The 13,286-nt window shown below is 56.8% G+C and carries 14 protein-coding genes and 1 pseudogene; 13 read left to right on the forward strand and 2 right to left on the reverse strand.

All coding sequences use genetic code 11. From position 1 onward, the window contains the following. Positions 1-84: 84 nt before the first annotated feature. The 8 genes and pseudogenes from F3J29_RS05805 to F3J29_RS05840 all read left to right on the forward strand — a co-directional run bounded on the left by F3J29_RS05805 (position 85) and on the right by F3J29_RS05840 (position 7,628). The gene (locus F3J29_RS05805) at positions 85-387 is read left to right on the forward strand and encodes a hypothetical protein (RefSeq protein ID WP_052045593.1); all 303 of its coding nucleotides are present in this window, start codon (positions 85-87) and stop codon (positions 385-387) included. Between the two features lie 182 nt (positions 388-569). Further along, the gene (locus F3J29_RS05810; protein ID WP_502706548.1) at positions 570-1,445 is read left to right on the forward strand and encodes a carbohydrate ABC transporter permease; all 876 of its coding nucleotides are present in this window, start codon (positions 570-572) and stop codon (positions 1,443-1,445) included. Beyond that, positions 1,435-2,322, forward strand: coding sequence for a carbohydrate ABC transporter permease (locus F3J29_RS05815; RefSeq protein ID WP_166863751.1), 888 nt, complete (start codon positions 1,435-1,437; stop codon positions 2,320-2,322). The genes F3J29_RS05810 and F3J29_RS05815 overlap by 11 nt, the downstream gene beginning before the upstream one ends. A gap of 11 nt (positions 2,323-2,333) precedes the next feature. Beyond that, positions 2,334-3,158, forward strand: a complete 825-nt coding sequence (gpdQ, locus tag F3J29_RS05820; protein WP_166864986.1) for a glycerophosphodiester phosphodiesterase GpdQ — start codon at positions 2,334-2,336, stop codon at positions 3,156-3,158. A gap of 5 nt (positions 3,159-3,163) precedes the next feature. Next, the gene (locus tag F3J29_RS05825) at positions 3,164-4,237 is read left to right on the forward strand and encodes an ABC transporter ATP-binding protein (protein ID WP_166863753.1); all 1,074 of its coding nucleotides are present in this window, start codon (positions 3,164-3,166) and stop codon (positions 4,235-4,237) included. A gap of 7 nt (positions 4,238-4,244) precedes the next feature. After that, complete coding sequence (locus F3J29_RS05830) at positions 4,245-5,552, forward strand: ABC transporter substrate-binding protein (protein ID WP_166864989.1); 1,308 nt, start codon at positions 4,245-4,247, stop codon at positions 5,550-5,552. A 131-nt stretch (positions 5,553-5,683) separates the two neighbouring features. Next, positions 5,684-7,111, forward strand: a complete 1,428-nt coding sequence (locus F3J29_RS05835) for an aminotransferase-like domain-containing protein (protein ID WP_166863755.1) — start codon at positions 5,684-5,686, stop codon at positions 7,109-7,111. Continuing rightward, positions 7,098-7,628 (forward strand): annotated as a pseudogene (locus F3J29_RS05840) (GNAT family N-acetyltransferase). Before F3J29_RS05835 ends, F3J29_RS05840 begins: the two are co-directional and overlap by 14 nt. A 27-nt stretch (positions 7,629-7,655) precedes the next feature. Here the strand turns inward: F3J29_RS05840 and F3J29_RS05845 are convergent. Further along, positions 7,656-8,528 carry an MBL fold metallo-hydrolase gene (locus tag F3J29_RS05845; protein ID WP_166863757.1) on the reverse strand — a complete coding sequence of 291 codons (873 nt, stop codon included), beginning with the start codon at positions 8,526-8,528 and terminating at the stop codon, positions 7,656-7,658. 143 nt (positions 8,529-8,671) lie between these two features. Here F3J29_RS05845 and F3J29_RS05850 point away from each other — a divergent pair, with 143 nt between their 5' ends. Further along, the gene (locus tag F3J29_RS05850) at positions 8,672-9,463 is read left to right on the forward strand and encodes a polysaccharide lyase family 7 protein (protein WP_166863759.1); all 792 of its coding nucleotides are present in this window, start codon (positions 8,672-8,674) and stop codon (positions 9,461-9,463) included. A 45-nt stretch (positions 9,464-9,508) separates the two neighbouring features. Here the strand turns inward: F3J29_RS05850 and F3J29_RS05855 are convergent, their stop codons facing one another. Further along, positions 9,509-9,937 (reverse strand): TOBE domain-containing protein, encoded by a 429-nt coding sequence (locus F3J29_RS05855; protein WP_166863761.1) that lies wholly within the window; start codon positions 9,935-9,937, stop codon positions 9,509-9,511. 281 nt (positions 9,938-10,218) lie between these two features. Here F3J29_RS05855 and patD point away from each other — a divergent pair, with 281 nt between their 5' ends. The 4 genes from patD (at position 10,219) to F3J29_RS05875 (ending at position 13,284) form a co-directional block, all read left to right on the forward strand. Continuing rightward, the gene (gene patD, locus F3J29_RS05860) at positions 10,219-11,652 is read left to right on the forward strand and encodes an aminobutyraldehyde dehydrogenase (RefSeq protein WP_166863763.1); all 1,434 of its coding nucleotides are present in this window, start codon (positions 10,219-10,221) and stop codon (positions 11,650-11,652) included. A gap of 69 nt (positions 11,653-11,721) precedes the next feature. After that, positions 11,722-12,168: a peptidoglycan-binding protein LysM gene (lysM, locus tag F3J29_RS05865; RefSeq protein WP_008461492.1), complete on the forward strand. Its 447-nt coding sequence runs from the start codon at positions 11,722-11,724 to the stop codon at positions 12,166-12,168. A gap of 131 nt (positions 12,169-12,299) precedes the next feature. Continuing rightward, positions 12,300-13,028 (forward strand): YnfC family lipoprotein, encoded by a 729-nt coding sequence (locus tag F3J29_RS05870; RefSeq protein WP_166863765.1) that lies wholly within the window; start codon positions 12,300-12,302, stop codon positions 13,026-13,028. Between the two features lie 82 nt (positions 13,029-13,110). Continuing rightward, positions 13,111-13,284 (forward strand): GhoT/OrtT family toxin, encoded by a 174-nt coding sequence (locus F3J29_RS05875; RefSeq protein ID WP_008461495.1) that lies wholly within the window; start codon positions 13,111-13,113, stop codon positions 13,282-13,284. The last annotated feature ends 2 nt before the right edge of the window (positions 13,285-13,286 follow it).

The raw sequence follows: 13,286 nt of genomic DNA on the forward strand, positions 1-13,286 counted from the left end.
ACAGATAATTCCGGGCGGATAATGTTTTAGATTATCCGCCTGAGGGGAGTGAAAGCCCGTTATCCGTTTGTTTTCGAGGTGTCCATGAAGAAGCGATATGCTCTCGCCGCAATTCCGGTTTTACTGACGACCTTTAGCAGCCTGGCTTCCTCGGAAGCGGCCTGGCAGCAGTTGGACAAAGACGTACAAAAAAGCTGTCTCGCCATCAGCGCCCTGCAGGAGAAAAAGATAGAAGGGAAGCGCACTGACTTCAGCGACGAGGTCGGTTACTCGGCGGTGGTGATTTCAGGCAACTACAAATTCAAGAACAGCCAGCCGGTGCCGGGCAAAGAACTGTGCCTGTATAACCGCAAAACGAAAAAGGCGAGTCTGGAACAGATGCAGTAGCGTTTTTGCACGGTTAAAGAATATATCCCTGCAAAGACAATCTCTTTGAACGACAGGCAGTTATCCCGTAGTCGGCAAGCTGCCCGTTTTATCTGGCGCAAAACTGCCATTTCCCCGTCACGTTTCTGCCATAAATCCCTCCCATACTGACTGACTTCTGACCCCTGACAGGTTTGCAGACAATGGCAAAACGTCCCTGGCTTCCGTGGCTGATTCTGACGCCATCTTTGATCTTTCTACTGCTCTTTACCTGGTTCCCGCTGATCCGCTCGGTGTACGACAGCCTGTTTGATACACGTATGGCCGGTGAGGCCGGCGCGTATGTGGGCGCAGGCAACTATGTTCGCCTTTTTGCCGACGCGGTTTTCTGGAAATCACTGCTAAATAATCTGTTCTACATCGTGCTGACCGTCATCCCCGGTGTGGCGCTCGCGCTGCTGCTGGCGGTTGCGCTGTGGGAAAACCACCGCGTTAATCGCTGGCTGCGAACGGCGTTTTTCTTCCCGATGATTATTCCGATGGTCAGCGCAGCTGCGCTGTGGCTATTCATCTTTATGCCGGGCATGGGCATGCTGGATTACTACCTGGCAAAGCTGTTCGGCCCGATGAATAACAACTGGCTCGGCCGCAGCAACAGCGCGCTGTACGCCCTGGCGCTGATTGGTGTCTGGAAGTTCGCGGGCTATTACATGCTGTTCTTCCTCGCCGGCTTACAAAGCCTGCCAGCCTCGGCGCGTGAAGCGGCGATCATGGAAGGAGCGACCCCTACGCAGGTGTTCTTCAAAGTCACTTTACCGCTGCTGCGCCCGACGCTGAGCTTTGTGGTAACCACGGCGCTTATCTACTCGATTACGCAGATTGACCACGTGGCGGTGATGACGCGCGGCGGGCCGGATAACGCCACCACCGTGCTGCTGTATTACATCCAGAGCCTCGCCTGGGACACCCATGATTTAGGCAAAGCCTCTGCCGCCACCTTCCTGACGCTGGCCGGGCTGTTTGTCTTCTCGTTCGTTAACCTCAAGCTGCTGGAAAGGGGCGCCCACCATGAGCGTTGAGTTTTCTGGGTCCGTTGTCAACGCGCGTAGCGTGCCGCAGCCGCTGTGGTTGCGCCTGAGAAAATCAAAGGGCGTTACGCTCACCGTGCTGATGTGCTGCCTGGCCCTGCTGTGGGTTAGCCCGTTTATCTGGATGCTTTCATCCGCTTTTAGCGCCAGCACCTTTGGGGAAGGCATGGCCTCTATATTGCCGCGTTTTCCGCTCACGCTGGATAACTTTCGCGATGCGTGGCAGAGCGCCGACTGGCTCAGTTTGTACGCCAATACGCTGATTTTCAGCTTCGGGACTTTCTTCGTGCAGCTCATCACCATCACCACCGCCGGGTACGTTTTTGCCTGCCATGAATTTCGCGGCAAGCAGACGCTGTTCCTGCTGTTTCTGGTGCAGCTGATGATCATGCCGGTGGTAATGATGGTGCCGAACATGATGACGCTCAAAGCGCTGGGCCTGCTCAATACGCTGACCGGCGTGATGATGCCGTATTTCACCTCTGCGTTCGGCGTGTTCCTGATGCGCCAGGCGTTCCTCGCCATCCCGAAAGAGCTGGAGGAGGCCGCGCTGATGGAGGGCTGCCGCTGGTGGCAGGTGCTTTACCGCGTGCTGCTGCCGATGTGTTGGCCGTCGGTGCTGGCTTTCGCCACCGTGAGTATTACCTACCACTGGAACGAGTACCTGTGGCCGCTAATGATGCTCAACGACCCGGACAAACAGGTGCTGACGGTCGGGCTCGTTTCGTTTGCTATGGGCGCCGAATCCGGCGGCCAGTGGGGCACTATCAGCGCCGGGACCATTATGGTTTGCCTGCCGCTGATGCTCGCCTTTATCGCCTTCCAGAAGCAGTTTCTGCGAAGTTTTGGTTTTTCAGGTATCAAATAAGGAGTTGAGTGATGTTATTGGCCCATATTTCCGACACCCATTTCCGCAGTCAGAACCAGAAGCTGTACGGCTTTATCGACATCAACGCGGGGAATGCCGACGTAGCCTCGCAGCTGAACGCGCTGCGTGAGCGCCCGGACGCGGTCATCGTCAGCGGAGATATCGTCAACTGCGGGCGCCCTTCAGAGTACGAGGTCGCGCGCCAGGTGCTCGGCACCATCAAGTCGCCGCTTTATTTGATCCCCGGCAACCATGACGATAAGGCGCATTTTCTGGAATACCTGCGTCCGCTTTGCCCGCAATTGGGGGACGACCCGGAAAATATCCGCTATGCGGTGGACGACTTCGCTACCCGGCTGCTGTTTATCGACTCCAGCCTCGCCGGGCATTCCAAAGGCTGGCTGACCGACAACACCGTGGCCTGGCTGGAAGCCGAGTTAACCGCGAGCGGCGACAAGCCCACGGCGGTCTTTATGCACCATCCGCCGCTGCCACTGGGCAACGCGCAAATGGACAAAATCGCCTGCGAAAACGGCCAGCTGCTGCTGGATTTGGTCGCCCGTTTCCCGTCGCTGGTGCGTATTTTCTGCGGCCACAACCACAGCCTGACGATGACCCAATACCGCCAGGCAACGATAGCGACGATTCCCGGCACGGTTCACCAGGTCCCGTATCACTTTGAGGACAGCCGGCCGTATTACGATCTGTCGCCGCCGTCCTGCCTGATGCACCGCCAGGTGGGCGACCAGTGGGTGAGCTATCAGCATTCGCTGGCGCACTATGCTGGCCCGTGGCTGTATGACGCGGCGATCAGTTGCCCGACGGATGAGTATTAATCGCCATGTTAAGACTGAATCAGGTAAGCAAGCAGTTTGAAGGCGTCGCGGCGCTGAACGCGCTGTCGCTCAGCATCGACGAAGGCGAGTTTGTGGTGCTGGTCGGGCCGTCCGGCTGCGGCAAAAGTACGCTGCTGCGGATGCTGGCGGGACTGGAAGAGGTTAGCGGCGGCGAGATTTGGCTCGGCGGCGAAAACATTACGGCGATGTCGCCGCGTGAGCGCAACTTCGCGATGATCTTCCAGAACTATGCGCTGTTTCCGCACCTGACGGTACGGGACAACATCACCTTTGGGATGAAGATCCGTAAAGAAGAGAAAGCCAGCTGGCAGCCGCGCCTCGAGCAGGTGGCCTCAATGCTGGAACTGCGCGAAATGCTCGATCGCAAACCGGCCAAACTGTCCGGCGGGCAGCGTCAGCGTGTGGCAATGGCGAGAGCCATTGTGCGTAACCCGCGCCTGTTCCTGATGGATGAGCCGCTCTCAAACCTGGATGCTCGCTTACGTACCGAGGTGCGCGACAGTATCATGACGCTGCACCATCAGCTCAAAACGACCACCATCTACGTCACCCACGACCAGACGGAAGCCATGTCGATGGCGGATCGCATCGTCGTGATGAACGGGGGCGTGGTGCAGCAGGTTGGCAAGCCGGAGCATCTTTATGCCCGTCCGGCCAACCTGTTTGTCGCCGGTTTTATTGGCTCCCCGGCGATGAATTTGATTTCTGTGCCTTGTGAAAACGGCCGCATTCTGCCCGCCACGCTGGACTTGCCTCTGCCGCCTGCGGCGGAGAAAGCGCAAAGCGTCTGGTTCGGGATTCGGCCGGAACATCTCACCGACAGGCCAGAGAACGGGCACCTGACGCTTTCGGCGACGGTGCTGCAACGAGAACTGATGGGCGCAGATTATCTGCTCCATGTCAGCACGCCCCTGGGAACGTTACGCTACACCCGCCGCCACCGCGGCGTGGTACCAGAAAAAGGCGATACGTTAACCCTCGGTTTTTCCGCTTCGGATATACACCTTTTCCACACAGACCTTCACCACAACTTACACCAGGAGATTGACCATGTTTAACCCCCTGATGCATAAATGGCGGGCGCTTGCCGTTTGCTGTTCACTGGCCGCGAGCGGCGCAGCGCTGGCAAAAGAGAAAATTGATTTTATGTTCCCGGCGCCGGTCGACGGCAAGCTGACGATGGAGATGACCCGCGTCATCAAGGCGTTTAACGATTCTCAGCAGGATGTTGAAGTGCGCGGTATTTTTACCGGCAGCTACGACACCACCAAAATTAAAGCCGAATCCGCGCAGAAAGCCGGGCAGCCGCCGGCGCTGGTCATTATGTCAGCCAACTTCACCACCGACCTTGCGCTAAAAGACGAAATCCTGCCGATGGACGAGCTGTTTAAATACGGCAACCGTAAGGCAGGCGATTTCCTGATGAACGACTTCTGGCCGGCAATGCACAAGAACGCCCAGGTGATGGGCGTGACGTACGCGATTCCGTTCCATAACTCCACGCCAATCCTGTACTACAACAAAACGATGTTCGACCAGGCGGGCATCAAGCAGCCGCCGCAGACCTGGGCCGAAATGCTGGCCGATGCGAAGAAGCTGACCGACGCCAGCAAAGGGCAGTGGGGCATCATGCTGCCGTCCACCAACGACGATTACGGCGGCTGGATCTTCTCCTCGCTGGTACGCGCCAACGGCGGCAACTACTTTAACGAAAACTATCCGGGCGAAGTGTATTACGACTCGCCGACCACCATCGGCGCGCTGCGCTTCTGGCAGAATATGGTTTACCGCGACAAAGTGATGCCGTCCGGCGTGCTTAACTCCAAGCAGATCAGCGCCGCCTTCTTTAGCGGCAAGCTGGGCATGGCGATGCTGAGCACCGGCGCGCTGGGCTTTATGCGCGAAAACAGCAAAGATTTTGATATGGAAGTGGCGATGATGCCCGCCAAAGAGCAGCGGGCGGTGCCCATCGGCGGCGCGAGCCTGGTCAGCTTCAAGGGTATTTCCGATGCGCAGAAAAAGGCGGCGTATCAGTTCCTGACGTATCTGGTTAGCCCGCAGGTCAACGGCGCGTGGAGCCGCTTTACCGGGTATTTCTCCCCGCTGAAAGCTTCGTACGACACGCCAGAAATGAAAGAGTACCTGCAGAAAGATCCGCGGGCGCAAATCGCGCTGGATCAGCTGAAATATGCCCATCCCTGGTATTCGACTTATGAAACGGTTGCCGTTCGTCAGGCGATGGAAAACCAGCTGGCGGCGGTGGTGAACGATCAAAAAGTCACTCCGGAGGCCGCGGCGAAATCCGCCCAGCAAACGGCAGACAGCCTGATGAAGCCTTACGTTGAGAAAACGGCGCTGGCCGATGTGAAGTAAAATCCCCACGTTTTACCTCTTCACGGGCGGTTCTACCGCCCGTTTTTCCGTGTTAAAAAATCACTTTCTGACTATAACAGTTGTACAAAACAGCGTATTTTTAGCGCTGTGATATAGACAGGGAGCAGCGCATGAAAAAGTACCAGCAGCTGGCACAGCAGATCCTCGACCAGATTGCCCTCGGCGTCTGGCAGCCGGGAGATCGTTTACCGTCGCTGCGCGAGCAGGTCGGCCACAGCGGCATGAGTTTTATGACCGTCGGCCACGCCTATCAGATGCTTGAAAGCCAGGGAGCGATTGTGGCCAGGCCGCAGTCGGGCTACTACGTTGCGCCCCGGCCCGTGGCGCGCACCGCGCCGCCTGCGGTGCAGGTGACCCGCGCGGAAACCGTCGATATCAATACCTATATTTTTGACGTGCTGCAGGCGAGCACGGATGCCTCGGTGGTGCCGTTTGGCTCCGCGTTCCCGGATCCGCGCCTGTTTCCGCTCCAGGCGCTCCACCGTTCAATGGCGGCGGTCAGCAAAACGGCAACCGCCATCAGCGTGATTGAAAGCCTGCCGCCGGGCAACGAAGCGCTGCGCCACGCCATTGCCCAGCGTTACGCCCAGCAAGGGATGCACGTTTCACCGGATGAAATTGTTATCACCGCGGGCGCGCTGGAGGCGCTCAACCTCAGCCTGCAGGCTGTCACCGAGCCGGGCGACTGGGTGATTGTCGAAAACCCTTGCTTCTACGGCGCGCTGCAGGCGCTGGAGCGCCTGAGGCTTAAAGCGTTATCGGTCGCCACCGACCCGGTAAGCGGGATCGATCTGGATGCGCTGGCGCAGGCTTTGGCGGAATACCCGGTCAAAGCCTGCTGGTTAATGACTAACAGCCAGAACCCGCTGGGCGTGACGCTGCCGCCGGAGAAAAAAGCGCAGCTGGTGCAGCTGTTACAGGCGCATAACGTCACGCTGATTGAAGATGACGTGTACAGCGAGCTTTATTACGGGCGTGAAAGGCCGCTGCCTGCCCGGGCGTATGATGCGCATGATATGACTCTGCATTGCTCCTCGTTTTCAAAATGCCTGGTGGCCGGGTTTCGCATTGGCTGGGTTGCCGCCGGGAAGCACGCCCGCCGAATTCAGCAGCTGCAGCTCATGAGCACCCTGTCCACCAGTTCGCCGATGCAGCTGGCGCTGGTCGATTTTCTGGCTACCCGCCGCTATGACACCCACCTGCGAAAGCTGCGCCGGATGCTGGCGGAGCGAAAACAGCAGGCCTGGCAAACGCTAAGTGAGCTTTTCCCTCCTGAAGTCAAAATCCACCGCAGCGAAAGCGGCTATTTCCTGTGGATTGAACTGCCGGAAGGGCTGGACGCCAGCCGGCTTAACGAAAGGGCGCTGGCGCACAAGATAAGTATCGCGCCGGGGAAAATGTTCACGACCGGCAGGGCCTGGGATAACTATTTCCGCTTCAACGCTTCGTGGGCCTGGGGCGAAAGAGAGCGTCAGGCTGCCGTGACGCTGTCACGTTTAATCACGGCATTGATTGAGGAGCAACATGTACCAGACTGAAAGATTGCTGCTGAGAGCGTGGCGAGACGAGGACTTGGTTCCGTTTGCCGACATGAACGCTGACCCGGAGGTGATGCGCTATTTCTTGCAGCCCCTGACGCCGGAATAAAGCCGGACTTATCTGGAGACATTCCGCCAGCGTATGGCGGAAAACGGCTTTGGCTTCTGGGCGGTGGAAGAGCAACGCAGCAGTGAGCTGGTCGGGTTTGTGGGCCTGAATCGTCCCGGCTACTCGCTGCCGTTTGGCCCCTGTGTCGAGGTCGGCTGGCGGCTTCGAAAAGCGTTTTGGGGCAAAGGGTACGCCCCTGAGGCCGCGAGGGAAGCGCTGCGCATTGGTTTCGACGAATACGATCTGGACAGCATTGTGGCTTTTACCGCACTGCCAAATTTGCCGTCTCAGCGGGTGATGGAGAAGCTGGGCATGCGCCGAAGCGGAGAGTTTGACCATCCCATGGTGCCGGAGCAGCATCCGCTGCTCCGGCATGTCTGGTATCAGATTCACCGGCAGGAGGGTTAAAAGCCGGCGAACCGGCTTGTGTCACCGCTATTCTGTCGGTTGAAAAACGTAATGGTCGCCCTTCGCCACAATATGCCCGACGCCCGGGAACGGGAAGTGCGGGGCAAAAATCAGTTCACGATCGGCGGCCAGTTTGGCCAGCAGCGCTTTGCGGTTGGCTATGCCTTCCTGGCGATCGTTATCATAGGCAATTGCCCATTCGGGTTTCGTCAGCGACACAATCGAGCTGTGCGCCGAGTCGCCAATGTCTAAAAGTCGCTGCTTGCCGGAGACAATCTGGTAGCCAACGTGCCCCGGCGTATGGCCCGGCAAAGGTACAGACGCGATCCCCGGTAGCACCTTGTCGCCAGGTTTAAAGGTTTTTACCTGCGGCCGGATGGCCTCTGCCAGCGCCTTCATCTTCGGCATCGTTTGCAGCCATGCCCAGTCCGGGGCGGAGATTTGCACCGTGGCGTGAGGGAACGCCTGCTTGCCGTCCGCCGTCAGCAGGCCACCAACATGGTCGCCGTGTACGTGGGTGATCAGCACATCGGTTATCTGCTCTGGCTTATAGCCCGCTTTTGCGAGGCTCTCAATCAGTTGCCCCTGAGCGTTGGGGCCAAGCCCGGTATCCAGCAGGATGACTTTGTTGCCGTCTTTCACCAGCAGGGCATCGACGCTGAGCTTAATACTGTCCGTTGGCGCGCCGGCGGCGGACAGCACTCCAGCCACGGCTTTTTCTCCCACGTCGATGCCAATCACTTTGCCATCGTTGGGCAGGGCGTTGTCTTTATCGTGCAGGGCGGTGACCTCAAGCTTGCCGAGCGGAAACGTCTTAAACGCTGCCCCTGCGTTATCCGCCAGCGCGAAGGCGGAGTAGCTGGCTGCAAACAGGACTGAAACGAGCAGTTTTTTAATCATTACTGTTCCCTTTATGCATCAGGTTAATTACCGGAAATCCGTTGTTACTACTGATATGCCACAGCAACAGATTTTAAGTAAAGCATCTACGCTGATTAATGGTTAGCTGGTATGGCGGGTTTACATTTTGCATTGGGGTAAAGATGAGGCGTAAAACAGTAAGTTACGGGCTGCCGGTCAGCCTGTTTTTGGCGGCGTTAAGCGGCAGCGCATGGGCTGAAAGCGGCCAGAATGCACCAGGAGAAAATTATCCGGTGCTGACAAAGGACTATTTGCTGCAATCCTTTGATGGCAGCGAAAAACCGAATGAGGTGAAGATCACGTCCGGGCTGCATAACCGCTATTTCTACAGCAACTGCGGCGGGGATAAAAGTTGTGATTCTTCCATCCCGGCGGGGGCGATGATGTTTAAAGCCCCGTCCGGGTTTGGATCTACACCGCACAGTGAATTTCCTCGCGTCGAGCTAAGGGCCACCCACAATTTTGTTAACGGCAGCGAGTTTGAGAATGAGCAGCGCGGGTCGGTGTATATCGTCAAAAATCCGTCCACGCGCTCGATTATTTTTGCTCAAATTCACGGCGATAAACCCGGCGGCTCAGAGATGCTGAAACTGCGCTGGGAAGACGGCGCGATAGTGGCGGGCGTGAAAGAAAACTACGGCGACCCGGAAAAACGCACTACGCTGCTTGCCGGCGTCGGTCTGAAAGACAAAATTGATTACAGCATCAAAGCCAAAGGCACGGCGAGCGGCATGAAGGTGACGGTGGAAACCAGCGCCGGAGGCAAGAAGGCCAGCCAAACCTTTGACTATCCGAAGCAGAGCTGGGAAGGGATCCAGCTGTACTACAAGGCAGGCAACTACAACCAGGACAAAAACAAGGACGGTTCAGAGGCGGTGGTGGCCTACAGCAAGCTTGACGTGCGTTACAGGTAAGCGAGTGACATCCGGCAGCCTTCGCTGTTGCCGGATGGTCAGCGCTTATTTTTTCACCGCAATCAGCACTGACGAGGCTTTCACCAGCGCCAGCAGGCGAGAACCCACCTTAAGCACCATTTCATCAGCCGCGTCGTTAGTCACTACGGCGGTTAATGCAAAACCCGCGTCGGTCTGAATATGCACGGTGGTGTTCACCGCGCCTTTCGCGATGGCTTTCACCGCGCCTGGGAACTGGTTTCGGGCGGAGAAGTGATAGCCGCAGTCTTCGCTGGCCAGCACCACCCACGGGGCTTTGATCAGGGCCAGCGCTGCTTTGCCGTTAACCAGGCCTAACGCTTCTTTGCTGCTGCGGGTCACTACGGCGACCAGCGTGCCGCCGCCGTTCAGGGTTAATTCTATTTCGTCGTTAACGGCGCCGGCAGAGACGTGGCTGATGATGCCGGTTAACTGATTGCGGGCGGAAATACTCATGGTGCCTCCTGGCGGTGAACTAAGAAAAGGGCTGCCTAAAGCATAGGGGGATCCCACCTTCTTTTCATATTAATTTTCAATAGATACCTCATTTGCGCCGCGGCCTGTTATACCAAAGGGGAGCGCCGGATCGGACTTACTGCGCAGTGCATCACAACCTGGTGAAAATCACCGCCCGGCACCGCTGCCACCATCAAGCCGGCGCTATGCTTTTTACTTCAGTCCTTTTAAGCCAGAGCGCCGCTGGGGCCATGATTATCAGAACGGGAAAGGAGATCGGGATGCAAAGCCAATTGTTGATTAACGGCCAGCTTGTGGATGGTCTGGGAGAGAAACAGCCTGTCTACAACCCGTCTACGGGGCAGGTGCTGCTGGAGGTCGCGGAGGCCACGGGGCAGCAAGTTAACGATGCGGTCCTGGCGGCAGATAACGCGTTTGTTACATGGGGGCAGACGACGCCGAAAGAGCGTGCGGAGCATCTTCTGGCGCTCGCCGACGCCATCGAACAACACCGGGAAGCCTTTGCCCGGCTGGAGTCGCAGAACTGCGGCAAACCTTTCCACTGCGTACTCAACGATGAGATCCCGGCGGTGGTGGATGTCTTTCGCTTTTTTGCCGGGGCGAGCCGCTGCCTCAGCGGCCTGGCCGCCGGAGAATATCTGAGCGGGCACACCTCGATGATCCGCCGCGATCCGGTCGGCGTGGTGGCGTCTATTGCGCCCTGGAACTATCCGCTGATGATGGCGGCCTGGAAACTGGCTCCGGCGCTGGCCGCCGGGAACTGCGTGGTGATCAAGCCTTCCGAAATTACGCCGCTGACCGCGTTTAAACTGGCCGAACTGGCGAAAGATATCTTCCCCGCGGGCGTGATTAACGTGCTGTTTGGGCGAGGGCAAACGGTCGGTGATGCGCTGACCGTGCATGAAAAAGTGCGCATGGTGTCCCTCACCGGGTCTATCGCCACCGGGGAACACATTATTCGCCACACCGCCCCGTCAATTAAGCGCACGCACATGGAGCTGGGTGGCAAAGCGCCGGTTATCGTGTTCGATGATGCGGATTTACAGGCGGTGGTCGACGGGGTGCGAACCTTCGGCTATTACAACGCCGGGCAGGACTGCACCGCCGCCTGCCGGATTTACGCCCAAAGCGGGATTTACGACAGGCTGGTTGAGCAGCTTGGCGAAGCCGTGGCCAGTCTCAAATACGGGCCACCTGAGGACAAAAGCACCGAGCTGGGGCCGCTGAGTTCAAAGGCACATCTTGAGCGAGTCAGCCAGGCCGTGGAAGACGCCAAAGCGCTGCCGCATATCCAGGTGATTACCGGCGGCAGTAAAGTCGCCGGCGAGGGCTATTACTACCGGCCCACGCTGCTGGCCGGGGCGAAGCAGGGCGATGCCATTGTGCAAAAAGAGGTGTTTGGCCCGGTCGTCAGCGTCACTAAGTTTGACGATGAGCAGCAGGTACTGGCTTGGGCTAACGACTCCAGCTATGGCCTGGCTTCCTCGGTATGGACGCAGGATGTGGGCCGGGCGCATCGTCTGAGCGCCCGGCTGCAGTATGGCTGCACCTGGATAAACACGCACTTTATGCTGGTGAGCGAGATGCCGCACGGCGGCCAAAAACTGTCCGGCTACGGCAAAGATATGTCGCTGTACGGGCTGGAGGATTACACCGTTATTCGGCATGTGATGATAAAACATTCAGCGGACTGACCAGGAACAACTGGCGGTTTTGGCTTGTTTTGCCAGGCTTACAGGGACCAGTAAACAGGAGAAAAGACCATGGGATTATTTGATTTTGTCAAAGACGCGGGCGCCAAACTGTGGGACTCGCTGAAGGGGAACGAAGGCGAGCAGGGCAGCAAGCTTGAGGAGCATTTGAAAAACAGCGGCATTCCGGGCGCTGACAAAGTGAATGTTACCGTAGAAAACGGCAAAGCGGTGATCTCCGGGGGAGACGGGCTGACTCAGGCGCTGAAAGAAAAAATTCAGGTGGCGGTAGGTAACGTGGCCGGCATCAGCAGCGTTGAAAATAATATTCAGGCGACGGATGCTGCACAGGAAGCCACTTACTATACGGTGAAATCGGGCGATACCCTGAGCGCCATTTCTAAGCATGTCTACGGCGATGCCAATAAGTACAACACCATCTTTGAAGCGAATAAGCCGATGCTGAGTCATCCGGACAAAATTTATCCCGGACAGGTACTGATTATTCCTAAGCTGTAAGTGCCCTAAAAACCCACTTCGGTGGGTTTTGTTTAGTGAATCGCGTAAAGTGTCACGTTAAACCTCAGAATTAATCTGTTTATTTTCTGCTATTTGCCGACGAGGTGTTGGCCTGCTTTCAAGGATGATATATGACGTTCAAAAGAGCCATTCTGCTGGCAATCCAACTTGTATTCTGTTCTTTCGCTTATGCCCAAACGGCAAGAAACCCGGTTATCGCCAACCTGGCGACAATGTTTGATTTCAATGCCCCGGCGGGCAATGTGCGCGAAATGCATACCGTGATGAAGCATCCTTCTGGTGAAATAAATTATGACAACCGGCTGAGCGTGGACCGCAACGGATGCGTTACCAGCCTTGATATACGAGACTCGGCGCAAAAAATGGTGCTGCAGCTTCGCCGTGAAGGTAACGCGCTGACAGGAACCCAAAACGGCAAACCGCTTTCCCTCAGGCTCGATGAAAAGTGTCTGGTGAAACAGAGGAAAGATGAGCTGGGCGAAGTGAAATATGCCTACTGGCCTGACGGGCTGCTGAAGGATATTTTTTTCATGCCGGGCGGGCAGCACATCGCTCATCATGAATACGATACCAACGGGCTTCCCCGGCAGGTTGATTTTTACCTGAATGACAAAGTGGCTTCGCAAACCAAAGTCAGCTACGAGGACGCGGAGCGCCGTCCGTTTGACTACAAACTGGTGACTGAAACGATGAGAACGCCGTTTCTGACGGCGGAAAGCCACTGCCGCTACGACGCGCACTTATCGCCCATCGCCTGCGACATCACGCTGGTGACCGGCATTGGAGAAACGAAGCAAACCCAGCGGCAGCAGGTGACGACGGAAATCAGCTATTACTGAGTAAATAAAGTTTCTAAACTTGATCTACGTCATAAAAAAGAGCATATTCTGCAAAATTTTTTAACAAGTAGTAATGTCTTGTATGACGCTGTATCAACATATGCTGGTTTTTTACGCCGTAATGGCGTTAATCTGCGCCGGGATCACCTGGCTGCTCGCCAAAGACTCCAAACGTATTAAGCTGCTTTGCTCGGTGCTGATTGGCGCCACCTGGCCGATGAGTTTCCCGGTCGCGCTGCTGTTCTCGCTGTTCTGATA

This window comes from Enterobacter sp. Cy-643, from assembly GCF_011752815.1.
Classification (GTDB): Bacteria; Pseudomonadota; Gammaproteobacteria; order Enterobacterales; family Enterobacteriaceae; genus Cedecea.

Coding starts and splice junctions, on each gene's coding strand:
- F3J29_RS05805 (WP_052045593.1), top strand. CDS start 85: ATGAAGAAGCGATATGCTCTCGCCGCAATTCCGGTTTTACTGACGACC.
- F3J29_RS05810 (WP_502706548.1), top strand. CDS start 570: ATGGCAAAACGTCCCTGGCTTCCGTGGCTGATTCTGACGCCATCTTTG.
- F3J29_RS05815 (WP_166863751.1), top strand. CDS start 1,435: ATGAGCGTTGAGTTTTCTGGGTCCGTTGTCAACGCGCGTAGCGTGCCG.
- gpdQ (WP_166864986.1), top strand. CDS start 2,334: ATGTTATTGGCCCATATTTCCGACACCCATTTCCGCAGTCAGAACCAG.
- F3J29_RS05825 (WP_166863753.1), top strand. CDS start 3,164: ATGTTAAGACTGAATCAGGTAAGCAAGCAGTTTGAAGGCGTCGCGGCG.
- F3J29_RS05830 (WP_166864989.1), top strand. CDS start 4,245: ATGCATAAATGGCGGGCGCTTGCCGTTTGCTGTTCACTGGCCGCGAGC.
- F3J29_RS05835 (WP_166863755.1), top strand. CDS start 5,684: ATGAAAAAGTACCAGCAGCTGGCACAGCAGATCCTCGACCAGATTGCC.
- F3J29_RS05845 (WP_166863757.1), bottom strand. CDS start 8,528: ATGATTAAAAAACTGCTCGTTTCAGTCCTGTTTGCAGCCAGCTACTCC.
- F3J29_RS05850 (WP_166863759.1), top strand. CDS start 8,672: ATGAGGCGTAAAACAGTAAGTTACGGGCTGCCGGTCAGCCTGTTTTTG.
- F3J29_RS05855 (WP_166863761.1), bottom strand. CDS start 9,937: ATGAGTATTTCCGCCCGCAATCAGTTAACCGGCATCATCAGCCACGTC.
- patD (WP_166863763.1), top strand. CDS start 10,219: ATGCAAAGCCAATTGTTGATTAACGGCCAGCTTGTGGATGGTCTGGGA.
- lysM (WP_008461492.1), top strand. CDS start 11,722: ATGGGATTATTTGATTTTGTCAAAGACGCGGGCGCCAAACTGTGGGAC.
- F3J29_RS05870 (WP_166863765.1), top strand. CDS start 12,300: ATGACGTTCAAAAGAGCCATTCTGCTGGCAATCCAACTTGTATTCTGT.
- F3J29_RS05875 (WP_008461495.1), top strand. CDS start 13,111: ATGACGCTGTATCAACATATGCTGGTTTTTTACGCCGTAATGGCGTTA.